The organism is Anaeromassilibacillus sp. 1001302B_160321_C8 (assembly GCF_015554745.1).
In the GTDB taxonomy this organism is placed as follows: domain Bacteria; phylum Bacillota; class Clostridia; order Oscillospirales; family Acutalibacteraceae; genus Anaeromassilibacillus; species Anaeromassilibacillus stercoravium.
Genome location: NZ_JADNJD010000008.1, coordinates 1 through 22,375, shown reverse-complemented (window position 1 = coordinate 22,375; position 22,375 = coordinate 1). Strand labels below are relative to the sequence as shown.

General features: G+C 48.6%; 23 protein-coding genes and 1 pseudogene. 9 read left to right on the top strand and 15 right to left on the bottom strand.

Translation table 11 applies throughout. The annotated features are described in order from the left end of the window. Positions 1-61 precede the first annotated feature (61 nt). Both I2E77_RS07070 and I2E77_RS07065 read left to right on the top strand, forming a co-directional pair. Entirely contained in the window at positions 62-295 is a 234-nt protein-coding gene (locus I2E77_RS07070; RefSeq protein WP_191362398.1) for a hypothetical protein, read from the top strand. 166 nt (positions 296-461) lie between these two features. Further along, positions 462-641 carry a hypothetical protein gene (locus tag I2E77_RS07065; protein ID WP_087229033.1) on the top strand — a complete coding sequence of 60 codons (180 nt, stop codon included), beginning with the start codon at positions 462-464 and terminating at the stop codon, positions 639-641. 73 nt (positions 642-714) lie between these two features. Here the strand turns inward: I2E77_RS07065 and I2E77_RS07060 are convergent, their stop codons facing one another. The 4 genes from I2E77_RS07060 to I2E77_RS07045 all read right to left on the bottom strand — a co-directional run bounded on the left by I2E77_RS07060 (position 715) and on the right by I2E77_RS07045 (position 3,566). Then, the gene (locus tag I2E77_RS07060; protein ID WP_087229036.1) at positions 715-1,815 is read right to left on the bottom strand and encodes a DUF362 domain-containing protein; all 1,101 of its coding nucleotides are present in this window, start codon (positions 1,813-1,815) and stop codon (positions 715-717) included. Positions 1,816-1,951: 136 nt separating this feature from the next. Next, positions 1,952-2,269 (bottom strand): hypothetical protein, encoded by a 318-nt coding sequence (locus I2E77_RS07055; RefSeq protein ID WP_087229039.1) that lies wholly within the window; start codon positions 2,267-2,269, stop codon positions 1,952-1,954. Between the two features lie 146 nt (positions 2,270-2,415). Further along, on the bottom strand, positions 2,416-2,898 hold the full coding sequence (locus I2E77_RS07050) for a hypothetical protein (protein WP_191395551.1): 483 nt from the start codon (positions 2,896-2,898) through the stop codon (positions 2,416-2,418). A gap of 167 nt (positions 2,899-3,065) precedes the next feature. Further along, positions 3,066-3,566, bottom strand: coding sequence for an HD family phosphohydrolase (locus tag I2E77_RS07045; protein WP_191395552.1), 501 nt, complete (start codon positions 3,564-3,566; stop codon positions 3,066-3,068). A gap of 339 nt (positions 3,567-3,905) precedes the next feature. Here I2E77_RS07045 and I2E77_RS07040 point away from each other — a divergent pair, with 339 nt between their 5' ends. The 3 genes and pseudogenes from I2E77_RS07040 to I2E77_RS13915 all read left to right on the top strand — a co-directional run bounded on the left by I2E77_RS07040 (position 3,906) and on the right by I2E77_RS13915 (position 5,788). Continuing rightward, positions 3,906-4,538: a hypothetical protein gene (locus tag I2E77_RS07040; RefSeq protein ID WP_087229042.1), complete on the top strand. Its 633-nt coding sequence runs from the start codon at positions 3,906-3,908 to the stop codon at positions 4,536-4,538. 230 nt (positions 4,539-4,768) lie between these two features. Beyond that, positions 4,769-5,311 (top strand): annotated as a pseudogene (locus I2E77_RS14270) (hypothetical protein); the annotation flags it as partial. A 36-nt stretch (positions 5,312-5,347) separates the two neighbouring features. Continuing rightward, positions 5,348-5,788: a hypothetical protein gene (locus I2E77_RS13915; protein WP_191521137.1), complete on the top strand. Its 441-nt coding sequence runs from the start codon at positions 5,348-5,350 to the stop codon at positions 5,786-5,788. A gap of 511 nt (positions 5,789-6,299) precedes the next feature. On the opposite strand, the gene I2E77_RS07030 is transcribed toward I2E77_RS13915, so the two are convergent. After that, positions 6,300-7,724 (bottom strand): spore germination protein, encoded by a 1,425-nt coding sequence (locus tag I2E77_RS07030; RefSeq protein ID WP_195450921.1) that lies wholly within the window; start codon positions 7,722-7,724, stop codon positions 6,300-6,302. A 215-nt stretch (positions 7,725-7,939) separates the two neighbouring features. Here I2E77_RS07030 and I2E77_RS07025 point away from each other — a divergent pair, with 215 nt between their 5' ends. Further along, complete coding sequence (locus tag I2E77_RS07025) at positions 7,940-8,314, top strand: hypothetical protein (RefSeq protein WP_087229051.1); 375 nt, start codon at positions 7,940-7,942, stop codon at positions 8,312-8,314. 90 nt (positions 8,315-8,404) lie between these two features. On the opposite strand, the gene I2E77_RS07020 is transcribed toward I2E77_RS07025, so the two are convergent. The 8 genes from I2E77_RS07020 to pyrE form a co-directional block, all read right to left on the bottom strand. Then, positions 8,405-8,668, bottom strand: a complete 264-nt coding sequence (locus I2E77_RS07020; RefSeq protein ID WP_195450920.1) for a hypothetical protein — start codon at positions 8,666-8,668, stop codon at positions 8,405-8,407. A gap of 348 nt (positions 8,669-9,016) precedes the next feature. Further along, positions 9,017-9,784, bottom strand: a complete 768-nt coding sequence (locus tag I2E77_RS07015) for an EFR1 family ferrodoxin (RefSeq protein ID WP_279323486.1) — start codon at positions 9,782-9,784, stop codon at positions 9,017-9,019. Positions 9,785-10,060: 276 nt separating this feature from the next. After that, entirely contained in the window at positions 10,061-10,765 is a 705-nt protein-coding gene (locus tag I2E77_RS07010) for a DUF4367 domain-containing protein (RefSeq protein ID WP_087229056.1), read from the bottom strand. Further along, on the bottom strand, positions 10,762-11,316 hold the full coding sequence (locus tag I2E77_RS07005) for an RNA polymerase sigma factor (protein WP_087229059.1): 555 nt from the start codon (positions 11,314-11,316) through the stop codon (positions 10,762-10,764). Before I2E77_RS07005 ends, I2E77_RS07010 begins: the two co-directional genes overlap by 4 nt. Positions 11,317-11,485: 169 nt before the next feature. Then, complete coding sequence (uvrA, locus tag I2E77_RS07000; RefSeq protein ID WP_087229062.1) at positions 11,486-14,311, bottom strand: excinuclease ABC subunit UvrA; 2,826 nt, start codon at positions 14,309-14,311, stop codon at positions 11,486-11,488. Positions 14,312-14,333: 22 nt separating this feature from the next. Beyond that, the gene (gene uvrB, locus I2E77_RS06995; RefSeq protein ID WP_087229065.1) at positions 14,334-16,295 is read right to left on the bottom strand and encodes an excinuclease ABC subunit UvrB; all 1,962 of its coding nucleotides are present in this window, start codon (positions 16,293-16,295) and stop codon (positions 14,334-14,336) included. A gap of 10 nt (positions 16,296-16,305) precedes the next feature. Then, the gene (locus I2E77_RS06990) at positions 16,306-17,100 is read right to left on the bottom strand and encodes a JAB domain-containing protein (protein WP_195450918.1); all 795 of its coding nucleotides are present in this window, start codon (positions 17,098-17,100) and stop codon (positions 16,306-16,308) included. 131 nt (positions 17,101-17,231) lie between these two features. Further along, a complete protein-coding gene (pyrE, locus tag I2E77_RS06985) occupies positions 17,232-17,813 on the bottom strand; it encodes an orotate phosphoribosyltransferase (protein ID WP_191362464.1) in 582 nt (193 codons plus the stop codon). 189 nt (positions 17,814-18,002) lie between these two features. On the opposite strand from pyrE, the gene I2E77_RS06980 reads away from it, so the two are divergent. The 3 genes from I2E77_RS06980 to I2E77_RS06970 are packed head-to-tail and all read left to right on the top strand — an operon-like array spanning position 18,003 to position 19,881. After that, positions 18,003-18,377 (top strand): GntR family transcriptional regulator, encoded by a 375-nt coding sequence (locus tag I2E77_RS06980; protein ID WP_087229071.1) that lies wholly within the window; start codon positions 18,003-18,005, stop codon positions 18,375-18,377. 8 nt (positions 18,378-18,385) lie between these two features. Then, the gene (locus I2E77_RS06975; RefSeq protein WP_195450917.1) at positions 18,386-19,252 is read left to right on the top strand and encodes an ABC transporter ATP-binding protein; all 867 of its coding nucleotides are present in this window, start codon (positions 18,386-18,388) and stop codon (positions 19,250-19,252) included. Continuing rightward, on the top strand, positions 19,252-19,881 hold the full coding sequence (locus I2E77_RS06970) for an ABC-2 transporter permease (RefSeq protein WP_172749486.1): 630 nt from the start codon (positions 19,252-19,254) through the stop codon (positions 19,879-19,881). Before I2E77_RS06975 ends, I2E77_RS06970 begins: the two co-directional genes overlap by 1 nt. Positions 19,882-20,172: 291 nt before the next feature. Here the strand turns inward: I2E77_RS06970 and I2E77_RS06965 are convergent, their stop codons facing one another. Together I2E77_RS06965 and I2E77_RS06960 are read right to left on the bottom strand one after the other, a co-directional pair. After that, on the bottom strand, positions 20,173-21,498 hold the full coding sequence (locus I2E77_RS06965; RefSeq protein ID WP_191362518.1) for an MATE family efflux transporter: 1,326 nt from the start codon (positions 21,496-21,498) through the stop codon (positions 20,173-20,175). An 80-nt stretch (positions 21,499-21,578) separates the two neighbouring features. After that, a complete protein-coding gene (locus I2E77_RS06960; RefSeq protein WP_087229083.1) occupies positions 21,579-22,088 on the bottom strand; it encodes a pyridoxamine 5'-phosphate oxidase family protein in 510 nt (169 codons plus the stop codon). Between the last annotated feature and the right edge of the window lie 287 nt (positions 22,089-22,375).

The window sequence follows — 22,375 nt, the reverse complement described above, 5'->3', positions numbered from 1 at the left end:
CCCTGCATAGATTTCCTTTTTCGAAGCCATACTATGGAAAACGAAGAAGGAGATGTTTTTCATGGCCCGTGCCCGCAGGGGGATCGACTTTGATACCGAAATTATGAAGGTGGATGCCCAGATTACCCGCTGGAAGAAAACCATCATTGAATTGGAAGAAAAACGGAAAGAACTGTTGAACGCCAAGCGCGAGGCGGAAATCAACGCGCTCTATGACGCCATACAGCGTTCGGGAAGGACGGTCGACGACGTGCTGTCCTTGTTGAACCCGACGCCCGCCGAACACGCGGGCTGACTTCCAGCAGTTCCCTTGTGATCCCAGGAACCCTTCTGCATATACTAGTAGTCCACCGGCATTGAATGCACCTACGCTTGTATTTGCATAGATTGATGCGTTTGATCCCGGTGAACGATGGGAATCCGTATGCCCTGCATACGAATTTCATTGCGGAGGTGTTTTCATGGACAACCGATATGGCGGCTTTAACAAGGGCATCAACGGGGATATCTCGGCGGCTAACTACTTCGATTCCCTCCCTCTGGAGGTAAAGGAAGAGCTCAACCGCCGGGCTGCGGATATCCATTCGGTATCCGACCTCGAGGTGCTCGCCACCTATCTGGATAACAAATTGGAATCGTAAAATCACCGGATGCAAAAAATACGCCCGGACATGGCTTTTCAGCGATGTCCGGGCGTACCTTTCTGTCTTTCATTTAAATACGGATCAGCTCATAATTGCGGGTGCCAAGGCCCATCTCCTCTGCATAATCGATGGTGACGCGCCAATTGGTCGTCGGATGGGTTGCATCGAAGTGGTCGTGTACAGGCTTCCCGTCGATGACGCTTCCCGCCATTGCAGGCTGCTGGTTGCACAAATCCGCGCAGGCCATATCCAAGGCCACCGGGTCAAAAGAGGCCAGCATGCCGACATCCGGAATGATCGGCACATCGTTTTCCGCATGGCAGTCACAGAACGGCGAAACATCGCAGATCAGGCTGATGTGGAAATTGGGTTTCTCGCGGAGAATCGCCGCGGAATACTCCACAATCTTTTTGTTGAGGATGTCGTTTGCCTCGTCGTCCGGCGATTTTACGGCGTCCATCGGGCAGGCGCCAATGCAGCGTCCGCAGCCCACGCACTTGTTGTGGTCAATGCTGGCCTTCCGGTCCGTGATCGTGATCGCGGAATGCGCGCAGTTCTTCTGGCACGATCCGCATCCGACGCAGAGCTCCTGATCGACAAACGGCTTTCCGCTGCTGTGCATTTCCATCTTACCGGCGCGGGAACCGCATCCCATGCCGATGTTCTTAAAGGTGCCGCCGAAGCCCGTTGCCTCGTGGCCCTTGAAATGCGTCAATGTTATGAAAATATCTGCATCCATGATGGCACGGCCGATCTTTGCTTCCTTCACGTATTTCCCGTCCGGAACCGGGACAAGCGCTTCATCCGTACCCTTCAGGCCGTCTGCAATGATGACATGGCAGCCGGTCGCGAAGGGGTTGTAGCCGTTCTCATAGGCGGCGTCCAGGTGATCCAGCGCATTCTTGCGGCGCCCCACATAGAGCGTATTGCAGTCCGTCAAAAATGGGCGGCCGCCGTTGCGCTTCACCAGGTCCACGATCACCTTTGCGTAATTGGGACGCAAATAGGCCAAGTTACCCGGCTCGCCAAAATGGATTTTAATCGCTGCAAATTTATTTTGAAAATCCAGCTGTTCAATACCAGCTTTTACCACCAGTTTCTCCAACTTTTGCAAAAGGTTTTGGTTTAAACTGGCCCGGAAATCCGTAAAATATACCTTTGCTTTCTCCATGTTTTTTCCTCCTTTGTCTTTTCGCCATGCACGAACATGGGGGCCACATCTTGGCCAAATACTCCATCGATCAGTTTTATTATTATAACAAACTCATGTTTGCTTGACAATGGCATTGCCTAGGACATTTAAAAATTTATCCCTTCCTTTGGCCGCCGGAATGCACGCGCTTCCCCAGAGCCGTGATAACCCCCATCTGTGTACGGGCAGTCGCACGGAAAGCATCCCCTTGAATCAACCCTTTGACGGAAAGCTGTATTTTGCCCAACGGCGTTTGGAACACGCTGGTAAAGGTGCATTCATCCCCCCGCACCGTGCCGCCCGTAAACGGATGCCGGCCGCCCATCGCCTCCAGTATGCCGCTGAGACGCTCCCCGTCGGTCTTAAGTGTCAACGTTCCATTCACCGGCCCCATGGGTGTTTGCATGACGATGCTGTATTTTCCATCAACCATGTGGATGTTCCTCCCTTCGAAAGTCCGAAGCGATCTCCCTGGATTTTTCATACTTCCAAAATATGCAGAGAATCCCAGGCAGTGCATAGAGATTCAAAAGCAAACGGGCATCCGTCTCGCCGGTGCCCGTCAACTAACAAAATCTTTTATTTTCCCAGTAGGGACGCCTTTTTTCGCATCCAATACTGGCTCATGCTGTAATAAGAGTCCTCTGTCACCTCATTGGACAGCCATTCCGGAGGCTGGAACGCCAGCGCCTCTTCCACCGAAGGAAATTCCACTTCCGCATAGAGGAAGGCCGTCGGTTCTCCGCGATCCACCCAGCTGCATTCCAACCGGCGTCCATCCCCCAGCGCATAGACGCGGTACTCTTTGCGGATCATGGGAATTTCCAAAAGCTCTTCCAGCTCATCAAACGTCTCCTTTGGCAGATCCAGCTCAATTTCTTTCCGGCAAAGCCGTCCCTTTCCCTTGAAGCAGAGCACGTAGCTGGTCTTTTCTTTTGAGACCTTTTTGCGGATTCGGACAACCGGCTCCACAGATAAATACCCCTGAAAGGCCTCCGCTTCTTCCAACAGCGGCAAGTCTGGAAATTCTTCGATTAGAAATTTTCTCTCAATCTCCTGCATGATCCGTCCTCCAAATTCATCACACGTGGTTTCTTCACCCCAAAGGGCTCCTAAACCATCCAAACGGGATTCCAAAAAAACAAAACTTTGTGATGATTATAGCACATTCCCCGCACGTCTACCAGCCATTCCGGTTATGTCCTTTGAAAAGAACTGTTCATCGCCGGTCAAAGCGCTTTGGCATGTTTGTTGGGCTGGAAATCCAAATGTTCCCCTACCCGCAGCCAACGATAAATATGGAAAATTTCCGCCAATGCGCACAGCTTGTCCGCTGTACTGACGACAAAACTTTCTGCGTATTTGGGAAGTGCAGGGGTCAGTGGCCACATATGTTTCACGATAATATCCTTTTCCTTGTCATTTAGGGTAAAGAGATGCGTGGCATTTACCAGCGCAGTGATCGGATGCATCGTCATGTGATGCCCCTCGTGTGTCCTCCAATCATACAAATATAGATCATGCAGCAAACCGCCGCGCGCCGCCGAAGCAGCATCCAAATGAAATTTCCGGCAGAACAAAAAACTTAAATATGCTACAAACAGGCAATGCTGCAAACAATTGGCATCCTGCACATGCTGCCGGATCTCTCTCATCTTTTGTACTTCCGGGTTGTTTAAAAGGTCTGTGACACATGCACGGAAAGCCGCACGATTTTCTAAGTTCCACATGAATCTCAAACTCCTCCTATCTATCTGACCTACTTTGTCAAATACAAACGGAGTATACCACAAAAAGAAGCACGATCGGGGCGATTTTAAAGTCTTTTAAGGCAAACGTAAGAAACCTGTAAGATTCCGCATTTATTTCTAATTAGAAACAAATGTGTTCTATAATACGCAATTTCACTTGTTTTCACTTTTTTTACAATTATCGAATTTTTCTAGGAAAACCGGGCATCCTTTTAGAAACGAGCGTCCCATTTTCTCTATTGAACCAATAACCCCCAGTTGACTTGCTATTTAGCGCGTGCTATCATGAGTTAAAATTTTTTCAAGGAGTGAAGGAATATGATGAAAAAATGGATTGCTGTCATCATGATTGCAGCCCTTACATGTACGTTGTTTGCTTGTACCACCTCCGATGAAGGTTCTTCTTCCTCTCAAATGGAGTCGTCTTCCTCGGTATCGGAGTCCTCCTCTGAAGTAGAGTCTTCTTCTGAGGCGGAACCTACCACCCCTACCGATGAATCCGGTGAGGATGCAACTTCGACCGATCCCTCGTCGACCACACCAACGGTTGACAATACCAATGCCGGTCAAGGTGCAAATTCGAAAAAATACACCCAAACGGACGAGAACTTTACTTTCCAAGATGGCGTGTACAAGCGCATCTATGGGAATCGCGCCATGTTCGTTGTGACCAAAGATCCTACGAATTTATCCAATAAGGAACTCAACGATCTTTCGGAAGCAACCGCTGGACAGTATCTGAAGGATGACTATTATTGCACGGTCTGCTTTGTAAAGCCAGACAATGCAGACGGTACCTTCGACATCACCTCTACCAAATCCGACGATCGAACTGCGGTGATTATGTCGTTGCATAAATCTGACTCGACAAAGATGACCATCAATCTGAAAGAACGTCCGTTACAGGAATATATTGATAAGCAGGTAGCCAAAGCAAAGGTCAGCTCTTAAATCTAAGTTGATCTGAAAACCGCGCCGGGAGGTTTTCCGGCGCGGTTTTTTGTGTCCACTCCATGCTCCCCGGCATAAGATGTATTTGGAATATTCCAAATCTTTGCTCGGAGGTAAAGAGCATGAAAATTTATCCAAACGAAGAGCTCCATCATGCATGCTGCAATCCCTCCTGTTGTCCACCGCCTTGTTGTCCTCCTCCACCCTGCTGCGTCCCTTGCTCAATACCAGGACCTACTGGCCCAACTGGCGCCACCGGCCCAACCGGGCCGACCGGAGAACGCGGTCCAACTGGACCCACTGGGCCGCAGGGAATCCAGGGGGTGCAGGGACTTGAAGGGCCTCGTGGTTTAACTGGGCCTACTGGAAGTACCGGACCAACTGGGGCTACTGGACCTTCGGGACCTACTGGGCCAACAGGGGCTACCGGGCCATCCGGCCCTACTGGACCGAGCGGGCCAACGGGGGCTACCGGGCCATCCGGCCCTACTGGACCGAGCGGGCCAACAGGGGCTACCGGGCCATCCGGCCCCACTGGACCGAGCGGGCCAACAGGGGCTACCGGGCCATCCGGCCCTACTGGACCGAGCGGGCCAACAGGGGCTACCGGGCCATCCGGCCCCACTGGACCGAGCGGGCCAACAGGGGCTACCGGAGCGACAGGGCCATCTGGATCCACTGGAGCACCCGGAGCCGCTGCCACTATTGCCGTTGGAAGTGTTACTTCTGGGGAGCCTGGCAGCAATGCCGCTGTCACCAACTCTGGAACGCCGGAAAATGCCGTATTTGATTTTGTCATCCCACGGGGCTTGTCTGGAAAAAATGATGTACCGGATGTCCTTACCGCGTTGAATGGCACCCAACAGATCACTACCAAAGGGGAAGCGCTCATATTCCAAGAGACGCCCTTGGTTGTCGGCTTGGCAATTTCCCATTCCCCTTGTTCCTCTCAGGTACAAATCAATCAGCCTGGGATCTATCAAGCCGCCTTCCATTCAACAATCAAGGCGGCTCCGGGTATCTCTATACCTGCGCCAGTTTCCGTTCATCTCTATCAGGGTGGCCAACCAGTTCCTGGCGCCGTTGCTAGCCACACCTTCTCTTCTTCCCGTGAGGTTGATACCGTATCTTTCCACGTATCATTCCAAGTGACATCTGCCCCCAAAACGCTGCAAGTTTTTGTCGATGATGCAGGGTTTATCTTCAGCGACAGCACTTTGACCGTCATACGTTTGGGTGCCACTTCCTGACCCATCTCTCCGCAAGAACCTCCATTTTGCTGGTAGCTTAGAAAAACTACCAGCAGAAGCCACAAATTTCCATTGCAGTCTTTGCTGGGGATTTGTTATAATAAGGGCGCCCTTTCTCTTTGCGGGCATAGCCGTTCCAGTAAAATGCTGCTGGAGCGGCTTCTTTTTTTATCTCTTGCTTGGCAAAACGCCTTTTGCCAGGGATTGCAAGATTTATTCATAAGTTCGTCCATGATTCTTAACGGAGGTTTCGCACTTCATTCAAACCTCGTACACAATCCACTTGTATACTATAGACATTGAAAAAAGCTGTTACAGTCTATGGACGGACGGAATACCGGTCCATAGACTCGACAGACCATCAGCAATTCCTCTTCCGACATCCGAAAAATTGCGCGACAACTCTTTCGGATGTTCCCAGAGGTTTCTATATATGGTAGGATTTTATTCATTTTACTTCATGCCCTCCTTTCTTTTAAGCGCGACCGTTTGGCCGCGCTTTTTCATTCTTTTATGTGTTGTGATTACTGATTCTCCTGCGCACCAATAGACGGGAAAGGGCCTGCGCATTAAAGGGGATGACTGGATACAGATAGCCTCTCCCTGAAATTGTCTTACTAGAAATAAGCGCTACAAACATAAGCACTAATCCCGCGATATATCCCCATACATTCCATATGGCTGTCAATATTAATATTAAAACGCGAAATAGTTTAAAGGCATATCCCAGTTCAAAGCTTGGCTGCGTAAAGTTTGCAATCGAGACAAATGCCATAAAAAGCACCACTTCTGGGACAAACCACTTCGCTTGTACCGCAAAATCGCCTAATACCAGTGCTCCCACCACACTGAATGAATTGCTCAAAACACTGGGCGTATTTAACGATGCCAATTTTAAGCCATCAATAATAAATTCAATAAGCAGCAACTGCGCAACAATCGGCACCCCATTGGGTTCTTCTATACGGATAAACCCCAACCACTCTGGTATCCATTGCGGGTTGCATTCTAAGAGATACCAAGTTGGGGTGAGGATGAGCGTCAAAAGGAACACAATTATGCGAACCGTACGTAAGTAGGTCCCGATGAGGGGAGGAAAATAGTAATCGTTTGTATCTTGTATAAAATCAAAAATGGAGGTTGGTAAGACCATAGCAGATGGGGAATTGTCCACCAAAATGACAATGTTCCCTTCCAAAATGCTTGCCGCCGCTGCATCCGGCCGCTCCGAATAGCGCACCTTTGGAAATGGATTGTACCATTTGGGTTTGACCAAGCATTCCGCCAGGCTTTCCTGATTCATAGTCAAGGCATGAATTTGCACCTGCTCCAACTTTTTCCGCACAGTGTCCAATATTCCTGAATCAACCATGTGTGCCATATAGCAAAGCACAATGTCGGTCTTGGACTTGGTCCCAACCTGCACGATCTCCATCGTCAGATCTGGATCTCGGATTCGGCGGCGGATTAGCGCCGTGTTATTGACCAACGTCTCTACAAACCCATCCCGTGAACCGCGCAGAACACGGTCGTCATCCGGCTCGCTCACCCCTCTTGCCGGGTAAGTCCGTGCGTCGATCATCATCGCCTGATTAAACCCCTGTACTAGCAGGCAAATAGTCCCAGACAAAATTCCTGTTGTAATTTTGTCGCAGCACTCTTCGCAATCTACTTCCACATAAGGGATAAATGCATTCGCGAATTCTTGGGAAGTATCGATCCCTTCCAGATCTTCCGATTTTAAGGCCATAAGATATTCCATTAGCTTTTCCATGATATCATCCTTGGTAAAGCCATCAATAAAATAGAGGACCGCTCTCCTTCCCGCCACGCGAATTTCCCTTCCAATCAGATCAAAATTTTCGGATAGCCGGAGCCGCTCATTTAGAATCTGACGGTTATCTTCATATTTCGAGGAAAGTGTTTCCTTCTTCAAATTTCCCGCCTCCCGGTTCTTTGATCTCTATAGTATGTGGAAGATGGGAATCGTTATGTATAGAGAACCATCATTTGCACACGTTTGTGCCATAAAAATAATTATAAATTATCCATATAATTCATAAAGGCATCTTTTCAACTTTTATTGACAATATCCTCAAAAACACGTATACTATTTTTAACAGACATGAATAGGAAAAGGAGTGTTGCGTTATGTCGTCCAACCCACTCTTGTTGCTGGATAACAACACAATGATGACCGTTGTAAATCACGGAACCTTCAAGTGTACCGATGTCACATTCGAAGAGGCCAAAGCAATTATTGAGTTGCATCCGCAGGAGGACATTTTAAAATGCTTCTCAAACTTGGATATCGAGGAAATTATTTTTGATTATCTTGGTATTAAAAAACGCGATTTCCAATATAAGCGTATCCGGGACATGCATCTAGGGCAGGAAGGTATTGTATTTAAGCTCTATGTGACTCCTTCGGAAACGCAGCCTATTATCCGAACTGATAAGGGGAATGAAGCCAAAAAGATCCAAAATGTTTACGTATATTGCCAACTGATTTCTAGAGTAGAATAAGTATAAAAGCGCCTTTGGAAGAGATAGAACTGCTCTGAACTACACGGACAGCCAAAAGCGCCCAGCCAGTTGGTGTAGGAAAATAAAGCTCTAAGCGGAGTGGCGCAGCGGCAGCGGCGCCACTCCAATTTTTAGTTGAATGCGCTCATGGCTGCAAAATTTGGTGTTGGCTTTCCCCGCCCAAAACTGCCGCTTCATCGATTCTTGTATGGATGTATTGCTGGCCCATCTGAACCCATTTCCTATGCCGCCGCATTCCGGACAGCCGATTATACTTTTTGCGTGATACAAAGCACTTTGGATTTTTGTAAATGTTTTGACGTTTCCGCCACAACCACATCCAGCGATAGCCATAAGCACCCCCGCATTGCTCGCGCCGTGTATGGCAGAGTAGATCTTTTCCTACTTGTTTACTCTGCAAACCCAATTCTTTCGCTATTTCTTTTCCAACTTTTTCTTTCGCCTACAATCCTGGACAACTGGAAGAAGATTTTCCCTTTTCCCATTTTCTCCCCATAACATCCCCCCTGATGTAGTACTTCTATTTTCCTACATCAGGGGGCGTTTTGTCTATTGTCCGATTTCACGGATTCGGTTCAAGACTTCCGTGCTTTTATGCAGTAACTTTTTCTCATAGGAGAGGCAACCAACATCCCACAAAGGAACCTATGGCTGGTGACTTAGGCGTATAAACTCTTCTCCTTATAAGAACCATTCTGGTTCACGACGGATTGCACACTTTTTTTCAAAGGCCACGCTCGCCGGAACAAACATAAGTTTTGGAAAATGCCTGGCCCCCTGTGGGCAGGCGGCAATACAAGCCGTACAGGAGATGCAGCGTGTTTGATCGGTCTTCCTTGGATTGGCCGGATCAATCGCATGAACTGGGCAGAGCCGTGCACAAAGGCCACACGACGTACAAGTTGTATCTGCGGAAGGCTTCATGGGAACATTTGAGATCTCCCGGTAGGGTTTATTCCCCTTAACCTGTAATTCTTTCCAATTCATCCGGCCGCTCTGTAACCGCTCGATACATCCCGCGGAAAATAGATCCAATTTTTCGAGATCCTCCGCATCCGGGCGCCCCGCAGCGACCTTTGTAAAGATCGAATGCTGCGCGACCACTGCTGCTGCACCGATAACCCAAAATGCCTGCTCCTCAAGCATATTCTTCAATTCCAATAAAGCGTCGTCATAATCACGGTTTCCATAAACCGCAACTGCGATCGCCGGCGTCTGGGCCCCTTTTAGGGATTGTAGCATAGGGATACATGGGGTGGGGATACGCCCTGAAAATACCGGTACACCAACCAGAAGCACATCTTCCGGTTGCAATGTTTTGGGTGTTACATCCGGCTCCTTCAGCAGATCCCATGTATGTTTTTCTCCGTCCATCTTAGCGGCAATCCGCTCCATAACCACTTTGGTCGTTCCTGACGGACTAAAATATATACACCAAATTTTTCCCATCTGTATCTCCCTTTCCATTTTGCTATATATGTTCAGTGTAATGCTTTTGTGAGAATGTGTCAAACCCCCTGCTTGTAACTTTCAAAATTTCCTTTTCGCATGGAAAAGCCGCCCTGCAAACACAGGGCGGCTTTTTAGAGGAAGAATTTATGAAAAAGAAACTTGCAAACAATTTTATATCCCTTATTGGATTGTCTTTAGTATACGGTATGAATGTGAACGTTTTCTGAAGAAAGATCGAATTTTTTAAGAAAACGTAGCCCCAGAAACAACCCCTTATCCATCTATGGGTGCAATGCTCTGTGCGATTGCAAGCACATCATCCTTTGTGAGATCAGGGTCACGGACATACAAAAAGAATAGTGCATTATCAAGATACCCATATAACATCTGGGTTTCCCCTTTTTGGATATACAAGGCGTCATGTCCGTTCAGCTGGAACGTCTCTGTATAAGCATCTTCTGTGTCAACTTTCGTCCCACCTTTAAACATCTGGTTGAACCGAATCAATCCACCGTCCTCATTTCTGTACGCAATGCGCACAAGGCGGTTCGGCTCCCGAATAAAGGGTTCCCCGTCCATCGTATAGCCATCTGGTATATACTCCGGAGCATGCGCCACAAAGGGTATTTCCTCCTGTAGGGATTCAGCAGGGGTAAAGTCAATCTGTGTATGTGTTGGGAACACTTGCGATATCACTTTAAAGAACCACTCTCGTGCTGCGCTGACCGTCATAATCGTGGTACCTGCAGCAATCAATAGAGCGAGGAAAAACACAGCCACACGCTTTGCATAGTGCGTCAGGTTACGCATCCATGGTGAGCGGCGTTCATCACGGATTAAATGAAGGATTTTTCGATCAAATCGTTTTGGAATGCTGTATTTATTTTTAAGTTCTTCATCCGACGGCAAATTATTTAACTCTTCTTGTCTAATTTCTGCAAGAGCTCTCTCTAAAAGCTCGTCGCTTAAATGGATCATATTCCCTCCATTTCCTCCAGCGCTTTCTCAAGTTTTTTCTTTCCTCTCTGTAAAATTTTCTTTACATAATCAACGGAAAAACCCGTAATGCTGGAAATTTGATTGAGCGGCAATTTTTGTAAATGCCGTAAGGTCATCACATCCCGGTAGGTCTGTGGAAGAGAGCGAAGCACATCCACAAGCTGGCCATACGCTTCTTTCTCTTCTAATTTTGCACCCGGCCTGAGATTCTCCGGAGCTTCTACCTCCGGAACATCTTCCCAAGGAATTGCCACCCCCTCTCCTTTCCCAGTCCGTAGTAAATCAATACAAGTGCTTCTAACTACTATAACGATAAAATGTTTCGTTTGGGGACAATTTATTTCTCCTATTTTCGAAAAATTTTTGATAATGCGGATAAAAGCCTCCTGGACAGCATCTTCTACGGCAGATTCCGTATGAAAATAGTCTCTAGATACATGAAACATGAGCTGTTTATATCGATGGTACAATTCTTCAAATTTCCGCTGATCTTCCTCTGAATCAATTAACAATAATAACATTGCAAGCATTGAACACACCTCCCATCAATATAAGCATTATAGTTTTATTATACCATAATATTCCCCAAAATTAGCCAAATTTCTTGATGTTAAACTTACTTTTCCCTTAAAATAGAAAATAGGCCCTGTGTCGCCAATCCGGCACACAGAGCCTGCTAATTTACATATAAAAATAGGCTTATTCCCTTGCTAACACTTTTTTCAGGTACTGCCCTGTATAGGAGCCTTCCATGTTTGCAACCTCCTCCGGTGTCCCAGTTGCAACAATGGTCCCGCCGTTGTCTCCGCCTTCCGGCCCCAAATCAATAATATGATCCGCTGTCTTGATGAGATCAAGGTTGTGTTCAATCACAACCACCGTATTCCCCGCATCCACCAGTTTCTGCAGCACATCGATCAGCTTATGGACATCCGCAATATGCAGGCCGGTCGTGGGTTCATCGAGAATATAAATGGTCCGTCCAGTGGAACGTTTGCTCAGCTCTGTGGCCAGCTTCACGCGCTGTGCTTCTCCTCCGGAGAGAGTCGTAGCAGGCTGGCCGATCTTGACATAGCCCAACCCGACATCCTGAAGGGTCTGGAGCTTGCGCGCAATCCGCGGAAGACTGGAGAAAAACTCCAAGCCTTCCTCGACTGTCATTTCCAAGACATCATAGATGCTCTTGCCTTTATATTTGATCTCCAATGTTTCACGGTTATAGCGCTTTCCCTTACACACATCACAGGGGACATAGACATCCGGCAAAAAATGCATCTCAATCTTGATGATGCCGTCGCCTTGGCATGCCTCACAGCGGCCTCCCTTGACATTAAAGGAAAAGCGTCCGGACGTAAAGCCGCGCAGTTTTGCATCCTGCGTCGAAGCATAGAGCTCCCGAATGTCGGTAAAGACACCCGTATACGTGGCCGGGTTGGAACGCGGCGTCCGCCCAATTGGGGCCTGGTTGATTTCGATCACCTTGTCCAGCGCCTCGATCCCTTTAATCTGTTTAAACGCCCCGGGGCGGCATTTGGCTCCATTCAAATTGGAGGCCAGATATTTATATAAGATCTCATTGATTAGAGAGGATTTGCCTGAACCGGACACCCCGGTAACACAGACAAATTTTCCAAGCGGAATATCCACCGAAACGTTTTTCAAATTATTTTGTGCGGCACCGATGATCCGTAGCTTTTTCCCATTCCCTTTGCGGCGTTTCTCCGGCACTTCTACTTTTTTTTGCCCGCTGAGATATTGCCCAGTGATGGATTGCGCACAATCCACAATCTCTGAGGGCTTTCCATTAAAGACCACCTCGCCGCCATGGATTCCTGCTCCTGGCCCAATGTCCACAATGTGGTCCGCTGCGCGCATGGTGTCTTCATCATGCTCAACGACGATGACGGTGTTCCCAAGGTCGCGCAAATGTTTTAATGTCCCCAATAGCTTATCATTATCGCGCTGGTGCAGGCCGATGCTTGGCTCATCCAGAATATACAATACCCCCGTCAAAGAGGAACCGATTTGGGTTGCCAAGCGGATACGCTGGCTCTCGCCTCCGGAAAGCGTCCCGGAAGAACGGGAAAGCGTCAAGTATTCCAATCCCACGCTCTGCAAAAATCCCAAGCGGCTCTTGATCTCCTTGAGAATAGCTGCCGCGATCATGGTGTCGCGTGCGCTGAGCTCCAAATGGTTGACGAAATCCAAAGCCTGTGCAACCGATTTTTCGCAGAGATCGGCGATATTGATGCCGCCCACAGTCACCGCCAGGCTCATCGGGGAAAGGCGCTTGCCATGGCAAGCGTCACAGGGAATCGCACTCATATAGGTTTCGATTTCTTCTTTGATCCAGCTGCTCTGCGTCTCCCGGAAACGGCGCTCCAAATTGTTGATAATCCCTTCAAACTCCGTCATATAGGTTCCGCTACCATATTCGTTGCGGCGTTCCAATTTGATCTTCTCACCCTTGGTCCCATAGAGCAAAATATCAATCACTTCTGGCGGAAGTTCCTCAATCGGCGTATCCAAGGAAAAATGATAGTGCTTTGCCAACGCATGCATATACATCGTGGCAATGGTGCTGCCCTCCATTGCCCAGCCGCTGCCCTTTATCCCGCCCTGGTTGATGGACAGGGCTTTATTCGGCAACACCAAGTCCGGGTCGATCTTCATAAAGACCCCCAATCCGGTACATTTGGGGCAGGCCCCATACGGGTTATTAAAGGAGAACATCCGGGGGGTCAGCTCTTCGATACTTGCGCCGTGCTCTGGGCAAGCGTAGTTTTGACTGAAGGTATAATCTTTCTCCGGTGTGCTGATGACCACAATTCCCCCAGCCAGGGAGGCCGCTGTTTCAATCGAATCCGCTAGGCGGGAATGGATTCCAGGCTTAATTACCAGGCGGTCCACCACAATTTCGATCGTATGTTTGTTGTTCTTTTTTAATTTAATGGTCTCAGAAAGATCGTAAAGGATTCCATCCACACGTACACGTACAAATCCGCCTTTGCGTGCGGCCTCAAACTCCTTCACGTGCTCCCCTTTCCGCGCACGCACCACTGGGGCGAGCACCTGGATTTTAGTCCCCTCCTCCATGCGGAGCACCTGGTCGACGATCTGATCGACCGTCTGTTGCTTGATCTCCCGGCCGCAAATAGGGCAATGGGGCACGCCGATCCGGGCATAAAGCAAGCGCAGATAGTCGTAAATTTCCGTCACCGTCCCAACCGTGGAGCGCGGGTTCTTCGAGGTAGTCTTCTGATCGATGGAAATCGCGGGGGACAGCCCTTCGATGTAGTCCACGTCCGGTTTCTCCATCTGTCCCAAAAATTGGCGCGCATAGGAGGAGAGCGACTCAACATAGCGGCGCTGCCCTTCTGCATAGATCGTGTCAAACGCAAGGGAGGACTTTCCGGAACCGGAAAGTCCTGTAAAAACGATCAGCTCATCGCGTGGAATTTCAATATCGATGTTTTTGAGGTTGTGCTCCCGCGCACCCTTTATAAAAATATTTTTTGCTACCATAGCGATTCCTTTCCATTACGCACTATTTGCCGGATTGCAGGGCTTTAATCTTATCGCGCAGATATGCCGCATGTTCGAATTCCAGCAATTTAGCTGCCGCCTTCATCTCGCGCGTCAGCTGTTCAATCTGCTGTTTCCGCTCTGCTGCTGTCAAGCGCTTTCCTTTCTTTGGTTTCGCGTCGTCCTTATGTGTGGAAATTTCCAGGACTTCACTGACCTTTTTCACAATGGTCTTTGGCACAATGCCGTGCTCTTCATTATATTTCATCTGAATCGCACGGCGGCGTTCCGTTTCGCGGATTGCCATTTCCATTGAAGGCGTCACGGAATCCGCATACATAATGACCTGCCCCTTGGCATTGCGCGCCGCACGGCCGATTGTCTGGATCAAGGAGCGCTCTGAACGCAGGAAGCCCTCCTTATCGGCATCCAAAATCGCTACAAGCGACACCTCTGGGATATCCAGACCTTCACGGAGCAAATTGATCCCCACCAAAACGTCGTATTCACCGAGGCGCAAATCCCGGATGATCTCCATGCGCTCCACCGTGTCAATGTCGTGGTGCATATAACGCACACGAATCCCTGCATTTTCCAAATAGGCGGAAAGATCCTCCGCCATTTTTTTGGTCAAGGTCGTCACCAGTACGCGCTCATGATTCGCTGTGCGGAGATTGATTTCGGAAATCAAGTCGTCGATCTGGCCCTCTGTCGGCTTTACGATAATCTCAGGATCTACAAGCCCGGTCGGGCGGATCACCTGCTCGACGATCTGAGCGGATTTTTCCTTTTCAAAATCCCCCGGTGTGGCACTGACAAAGATCGCCTGGTTGACATGAGCATAGAATTCATCGAAATTCAACGGCCGGTTGTCATACGCGGAGGGCAACCGGAATCCATAGTCGATCAACGATTGCTTGCGCGCCCGATCCCCTGCATACATAGAGCGCACCTGTGGCAGCGTGACATGGGACTCGTCCACAAAGAGTAGAAAGTCCTCCGGAAAATAGTCCAGCAGAGTGCAGGGCTGGCTTCCCGGCGCACGCCCAGAAAGCACGCGGGAATAGTTTTCAATGCCTTTGCAGAAGCCGATTTCCGAGAGCATCTCCATATCGTACTGCGTGCGTTCCCGGATGCGCTGGGCCTCGATCAGCTTTCCATTCGCTTCAAAGAATTTCACGCGCTCTTCCATCTCGGCTTCAATTTCTTTCACTGCGCGCTGCATCTTCTCACGCGGCACAATATAGTGCGATGCCGGATAGATGGCAACGTGCTTTAATTCCGCCCTAAACTCTCCTGTCAGGGCATTGATCTCCGTAATCCGGTCAATTTCGTCCCCGAAAAATTCCACACGGATGACGGTGTCATTCGACTGCGCGGGAAAAATCTCAACGACGTCGCCCCGCACACGGAACTTGTTGCGGATAAAATTGATATCGTTTCGCTCGTATTGGATTTCCACCAACTTCCGCAGAAGGTCATCCCGGCTTTTCTGCATCCCTGGGCGCAAAGAAATTACCATTGTGCGGTAATCAATTGGATCGCCCAAACTATAAATGCAGGATACGCTAGCCACAATGATTACATCGCGGCGCTCGGACAACGCTGACGTCGCAGAATGGCGGAGTTTATCGATCTCATCATTGATGGCGGAATCCTTTTCGATATACGTATCGGTTGTGGCGATATACGCCTCTGGCTGATAATAATCGTAATAGGAGACAAAATATTCAACCGCATTTTCCGGAAAAAACTCCCGGAACTCCGAGCACAGCTGTGCAGCGAGCGTCTTGTTGTGCGCCAGCACCAGCGTTGGACGGTTGACCCGTTCGATCACGTTGGCCATCGTAAAGGTCTTTCCGGAGCCCGTAACTCCCAGCAGCGTCTGCTCCTTATCACCATGAAGCAGCCCTTCCACCAATTGGCCGATCGCTTTCGGCTGGTCTCCCGTCGGTCGATATTTCGAAACCAATTTAAAATCCATATTTCTGCTCCTATTTGGTATTGGTTCGCTCTTTCCCTTCCCGCACGCTGTCCGCCGCCCGAAGGGATACCCGCGGTTGTCTCTCATCTGAAAACAGGTGGGCCATAATGCCGCTTTCTTTCAGAGAGGTAAAGTCCCGTCCGGCAATAATAATATGGTCAATCAACAAGACTTCAATCTCTTTCAGGGCATCAAAAACGCGCGAGGTGATGTGGAGATCTTGCGGACTCGGCAGGGCACTGCCGCTAGGATGATTGTGCGACAACACCGCATAGACCGCCCGGTAACGGGCGGCCAACGCTACAATGTCCTGTATATAAATGTTGGTCGTCACAGCGGTTCCCGCGCTGACGATGTCACAATAAATCACGCGGTCAGAGCTATCCAAAAGCATCAAGACCACCACTTCTTGAGAAAGGCCCACATATCGTTTCATCAGGTAGCGCGCCATATCCTGGTAATCGTACATACGGACGCGCCCTGACTCCCGGTCCATTTCGTAGCAGCGAAACGCCTGTGGCAGCATCTTTAAAAAGGCAGCCGCAACTGGCCCCACGCCGTCGACCTCAAGCAGCTCCTCATACGGTGCATCCAGCACTCCGGAAAAAGAGCCAAACCGCCGGATCAACTCATGCGCCAAAGGGTTTGTATCTCCCCGCGGGTTACAGGCAAAGAGTAGATATTCAATTTTTTCATGAGGGGCAAAAGCTTCAAAGCCGGATTTTAGGAACCGTTCCCGCATCCGGTCCCGATGTCCGTCATGGATATTTTTAGAACTCGGTTTCCGCTTCTTCTCTGCTTCCATATATTGCCCCTCTTTTCTCCCTCTCATTCGATTTTAAACCAGGTTCCATTCCGCTGGCCGATTCATAACATACCGGACAACATGCCGGTCTTGCCACTTTTTATGAGATCGGAAGATATCGATATTGCTACTCAGACTTTCCGGCTTCCGGGCTTAACTGGCTCGCCAGCACCTGCTTTGCAAAGCGGGCAATCCTGCGGCTCCCAGGACTCCACTTCCATAGAAATGACGGACTTAAATGGTACGCCAAAGTCGATCTTCCCGCCCGTGCGGTCCACAATCGACCCGACGCCAACCACGACGCCGCCAGCAGCCTTCACCAAATCAATGACCTCGCGAACCGAACCACCTGTGGTCACCACATCCTCCACAATTAGGACTTTCATGCCCGGGTTCACAACAAACCCACGGCGCAGGGCCATTTTCCCCTCTTCGTCCCGTTCGGTGAAATAGTTCTCGCACTTGAGCGGGCGGCTTACCTCATATGCCATCTGAACCGCGCCCATCGCCGGCCCGATCACGACTTCTACGCCATCGTTCTGATACTGCTCCGCCAGCGCGCCACAGAGTTCTTCGCTATATTTTGTGTTACGGAATATTTTTGCACACTGCAAATACTTATTGCTGTGACGTCCAGAAGTCAGGCGGAAATGGCCTTCCAGCAGTACGCCGGCCTCTTTTAAAATTTCCAAAACTCTTTCCTGCGTAATCATAGCAATCTTCTCCTTTTCCTGATCAATAGAAATTATGTTCTTATTATATACCAAAAGATTGAATTTGGGAAGCTTTTTATCCTTTCCTGTTGGAAAAAAGGGAATATGCATTTTCCCCCTTGACAAACGCCCCTTCGTGTTATATTGTATATATAGTACATATACAATATAACAGAAAGAAGGGGTCGCGTGGAAATCCATATCAGCAATTCGAGCGGCATTCCCATCTACGAACAATTGGTCACGCAGATTAAGAACCTCATTCTGAACGGCGCCCTTCAGGACGGCGAGGCTCTTCCCTCGATGCGGCTTCTTGCAAAAGAGCTGCGCATCAGTGTTATCACAACCAAGCGGGCCTATGAAGAATTGGAGCGGGAGGGATTTTTATGTACCGTGGTGGGAAAAGGAAGCTTTGTAGCAGCCAAAAACCCCGACCTTCTGCGGGAACAACAACGCCGCATCGTTGAGGACTCCCTTGCAAAGGCAGTAGAAAGTGCTAAAAACTATGGCATTTCATTGGAAGAATTGCAGGAATCCCTGCTCATTTTATATGGAGAGGACTGAGTGATTCTATGGAAAAGCTTTGCTTAGAAGTACAAGACCTAACAAAACGCTATGACGCCAGTGAATTTTCTCTGGATCATCTGAACTTCAAAGTTCCTTATGGCAGCGTTATGGGGCTAATTGGTGAAAATGGCGCTGGAAAAACCACTACTTTGAAATTAATCTTAAATTTGATGCGGAGAGACGCAGGAACTATAAAGCTCTTTGGACTGGACAATATCCGTGATGAAGGAGCGATTAAGCAACAAATTGGTGTCGTGTTCGACGAAAACCATTTCCACGAATTGTTTTCACCGGCCGACATTGCAAAAATCCTACGAAGCCTATACCAAAAATGGGACGATAACCTGTTCCAGCAATACCTCAGACGCTTCCAATTGCCCGCGGATAAACCGATCAAAACTTATTCGCGCGGCATGAAGGTGAAGCTTTCTATTGCTTCTGCACTTGCACATCATCCCAAGCTCTTGCTGTTGGATGAACCTACCAGCGGCCTTGATCCAGTGGTCCGTGACGAAATTCTCTCCATCTTTTTTGACTTTATCCAAGACGAGGAACGCACGATCCTAATGTCCTCTCACATTACCGGAGACTTGGAAAAGATTGCCGACTATGTCACCTTCCTACACCAAGGAAGGCTGGTATTCAGCGGCGTGAAAGACGACCTACTGGATAGCCATGGCATTGTAAAGTGCAACGCAAGCGAGCGAAAACGCATCGACCCTAAATGGATTGTCAAACAGCGCACAGGGCCTTTTGGCTGCGAAATACTGGTCAACAACAAAGCCGCCGTTCGCCACCTCTATCCGGAGCTTTTGGTCGACAACGCTAGCCTGGAAGAAATCATGCTATTTCATGTGAAGGGGGAAAAATGATGATCGGTTTGATTCAAAAGGATCTTCTGCTGATAAAAAGGAGTATGGGAACCACTATGCTGATTCTCGCATTCCTGGTGATTGTTTTCAGCGCGAGTATGGGCGCTTCCGCTGGGATGGCTATGATACCAATCGCCTTTTCGATTCTCATCCTGGGTACGTTTGCCCTCGACGACACAGCCAAATGGGATGTATACGTACTATGTACCCCACCGGCTAAGCGGCGTATTGTCCTGTCTAAATACCTTTCCTCTTCGATCCTGATTGCGATCGGGGCCGCCTTTTCTGCCATCGCTGCAGTTGTTGCCTTACTCATCCGCAGCGAAACATGGTCCCTGGAAGTCACCCTTACCTTTCTAGCATCTGTTGGCTTGGCGTGCTGTATGAATGCCGTCTTGCTGCCACTGACATACCGTTTTGGCGCTGAACGTTCCCGCATCATTTTCATGGTTTTGGTTTTTATACCTACCTGCCTTGCAGTCTTGCTCCAAGGCCAATTGCCCGCCATCGCCTCCGTGGACGAAGCAACCATCATGAATATGTTAGCACTGTTTCCTGTCTTTGGTATCCTACTGCTTTTCCCCTCCTATTTCATTTCCAAGGCAATTTACACACACAAGGATTTCTAACCAACGGAACCCACCCATCCTCGGGCGCGTTGCCTTCGCTTTCCCCTTACACCGGGGGACGCCAAAAAACGTAAATCTACATTGGAAAAAATATGGCACAAACGCACTGCGTCCAACGGAACCTGCAAATTCCGTTGGACGCAGTGCGTTTATATTGTTAGCAATTGGTTGGGCAATTCATGACTTACCTTCTATCTTACAACATTGCCATTCCTCCGGTGGGAACGTGCACTTCTATGTGGTTTCCACTGCATCTTATGACTTTAGAAACGAGCGCATTTATAATTCTTCTCAGATGTTGGCCAACTTCTGCTTTTTCTGAATAGCAATGTAAAATAGCAACCCTATTGCCGCAACCAGCAGTTCTGTCGTTGGGAAAGCACACCAAACACCGTAAATATTCGCAAGCCAGGAAAGCAAAAACGCCATTGGGATAATGAGCAAAAAACCACGCAACAGGGAAATCATATGTGCAGGGCGTAGGTGCTCTGTAGAAGTAAAGCAGATCGAAATTAGGATATTAAACCCTGCGAACGGGCAGGCGGTAAAGTAGAGCCGCATCCCCTCTGTGGCAATGTTTTGCAACACAGCGTCCCCTTCGCTGTTAAAGATGCCTGCAATTTGTGAAGCTCCCAAAAATACGGTCACGTAAATCAAAACCGAAAGGATCAGCATGGTTGTCATGGCATATTTTAGGATCAACTTGATATTTCGGGTATTTTTGGCTCCGTAATTGCTGCTGATAATTGGTTGAATGCCTTGCGCAATCCCTGTATAGATGGCAATAATGACCAAAGATAGATTTGCAATCACACCATATGCCGCCACGCCAACATTTCCTGCCAAGTTCAATAGGATCGAGTTAAATACAATGATAACGATACCGGACGAGACTTCCGTCACCAACGATGGAACACCGCTGGACAAAATCCTTACAAACCGCCGTATTTCGGGCATACACTTTGCAAAGTGAAACTGATTGTTCTTTCTGATAAAATGAGGGGACAGGATCATCATACTAATGATCGGGGCAAGGCCGGTTGCAAAAGCCGCCCCAAAGATTCCCATTTGGCAAGGGAAAATAAACACCCAATCCAACACGACATTGGAGAGGCTTCCGCCAATCATCGCGGCCATTGAAAGCTGTGGCGCCCCGTCGTTACGGACAAAGCACAGCAATACATTATTCATCAAAAAAGCAGGTGCAAATAGGAGAATGACCTGCAAATAGGTTTTTGACATCGCATAAACATGCTCATCAGCTCCAAACAGCGTTACAATTGTCCCTGAAAAGAAAACTCCTATCGATACGAACAACACAGCAAATAGGGCCGCAAGGTAAACCGCATTGGTGAAGGTACGGTTAGCAGACTGCTGATCCCGTTGGCTTCTTTGAATGGAATATCTTGTACCTCCTCCCATGCCGATCATCAGACCGCTGCCATGGATAAAACTGTATATGGGGATTGCGAGGTTCAAAGCTGTAAGCCCGTATGTGCCAAGCCCCTGCGATACAAAATATGTGTCGGCCAATATATAACACGATAGGCCGATCATCCCCATCACATTCAACGATACATATTTTGCGAATTCTTTAAAACAATTTGTTTTCACCATTCCGGATAACCTCCATAAAAAATAAAGGCCCACGTTGTGCTACGCAGGCCTATTGCACAAGAAAAACCCCGGCGGGTTCATCAGCAAGATTTGTTCCTTTGCTGTTTTTCTTTTATAAGTTCTTTCGCTTCTTTTCCGGTCATATGCTCGATGGTCATTTCCAGCATACATAAAGGAACCCAATCCCGGTCAATGGCCGCCTGACGGTGGGCATCATTGTCATCTGGCGCATATTTGACCGCGAGCTTTTCGATAGCCTCCCGCTTTTCCTGGCTGTCCTCCAGAATGCGAATCGTTCCAAAGGCAATGATGCTCCGAAAATAGGAAGTATATTCTTCCGGCACAACGAGGTCCTGGTCAATCACGCAAAAAGACGCTTTCGCGTTTCGCCGGATGGCATCGATCTTATGGCCGCTTTTTGCACAATGGAAGTACAACTTATAGCCATCGTAGGCATAACTGACCGGCACCGCATACGGATAATTGTCATCCCCCGAAAGGGCCAGTACACCAGAAGTCCCCCGATTTAAGATAGCTGTACATTCTTCCAAGGGCAGCTCTTGCCCGTTCCTGCGCATTTCTCGAAACATAGCGATTCATCCCTTTCCAGCCTGATACCTAATCCCCGCTCTTCTGACAAAACAAAAGCATTGACTTCCGTATCTTCTATGGCCTAACGATACGGAAGATCAATGCTTGATTGTTTACCCGGCGGCAAACAGCGTCCATTTATGCCAGGATATTATAGCATGCTTTTCTTTGCATGTCAATTCTATCCTTCGGCTATCCTATGGACTGATTGTAGAGCTACAATACATGTTGGACAGAAGAGCAAGTAAAAGCAAATAAAAAAGTAGAAGGACAGAGCCTTCATAGG

Bases quoted from the DNA above. Each gene is read 5' to 3' on its own strand.
- I2E77_RS06965 (WP_191362518.1), bottom strand. From the start codon at position 21,498: ATGGTGAAAACAAATTGTTTTAAAGAATTCGCAAAATATGTATCGTTG.
- I2E77_RS07005 (WP_087229059.1), bottom strand. From the start codon at position 11,316: ATGCTTGCAATGTTATTATTGTTAATTGATTCAGAGGAAGATCAGCGG.
- I2E77_RS07040 (WP_087229042.1), top strand. From the start codon at position 3,906: ATGATGAAAAAATGGATTGCTGTCATCATGATTGCAGCCCTTACATGT.
- I2E77_RS07015 (WP_279323486.1), bottom strand. From the start codon at position 9,784: ATGGGAAAAATTTGGTGTATATATTTTAGTCCGTCAGGAACGACCAAA.
- I2E77_RS07070 (WP_191362398.1), top strand. From the start codon at position 62: ATGGCCCGTGCCCGCAGGGGGATCGACTTTGATACCGAAATTATGAAG.
- I2E77_RS07055 (WP_087229039.1), bottom strand. From the start codon at position 2,269: ATGGTTGATGGAAAATACAGCATCGTCATGCAAACACCCATGGGGCCG.
- I2E77_RS07065 (WP_087229033.1), top strand. From the start codon at position 462: ATGGACAACCGATATGGCGGCTTTAACAAGGGCATCAACGGGGATATC.
- I2E77_RS07020 (WP_195450920.1), bottom strand. From the start codon at position 8,668: ATGGCTATCGCTGGATGTGGTTGTGGCGGAAACGTCAAAACATTTACA.
- uvrA (WP_087229062.1), bottom strand. From the start codon at position 14,311: ATGGTAGCAAAAAATATTTTTATAAAGGGTGCGCGGGAGCACAACCTC.
- pyrE (WP_191362464.1), bottom strand. From the start codon at position 17,813: ATGATTACGCAGGAAAGAGTTTTGGAAATTTTAAAAGAGGCCGGCGTA.
- I2E77_RS07050 (WP_191395551.1), bottom strand. From the start codon at position 2,898: ATGCAGGAGATTGAGAGAAAATTTCTAATCGAAGAATTTCCAGACTTG.
- I2E77_RS06975 (WP_195450917.1), top strand. From the start codon at position 18,386: ATGGAAAAGCTTTGCTTAGAAGTACAAGACCTAACAAAACGCTATGAC.
- I2E77_RS06990 (WP_195450918.1), bottom strand. From the start codon at position 17,100: ATGGAAGCAGAGAAGAAGCGGAAACCGAGTTCTAAAAATATCCATGAC.
- I2E77_RS07010 (WP_087229056.1), bottom strand. From the start codon at position 10,765: ATGATCCATTTAAGCGACGAGCTTTTAGAGAGAGCTCTTGCAGAAATT.
- I2E77_RS06960 (WP_087229083.1), bottom strand. From the start codon at position 22,088: ATGTTTCGAGAAATGCGCAGGAACGGGCAAGAGCTGCCCTTGGAAGAA.
- uvrB (WP_087229065.1), bottom strand. From the start codon at position 16,295: ATGGATTTTAAATTGGTTTCGAAATATCGACCGACGGGAGACCAGCCG.
- I2E77_RS07025 (WP_087229051.1), top strand. From the start codon at position 7,940: ATGTCGTCCAACCCACTCTTGTTGCTGGATAACAACACAATGATGACC.
- I2E77_RS07060 (WP_087229036.1), bottom strand. From the start codon at position 1,815: ATGGAGAAAGCAAAGGTATATTTTACGGATTTCCGGGCCAGTTTAAAC.
- I2E77_RS06970 (WP_172749486.1), top strand. From the start codon at position 19,252: ATGATCGGTTTGATTCAAAAGGATCTTCTGCTGATAAAAAGGAGTATG.
- I2E77_RS07045 (WP_191395552.1), bottom strand. From the start codon at position 3,566: ATGTGGAACTTAGAAAATCGTGCGGCTTTCCGTGCATGTGTCACAGAC.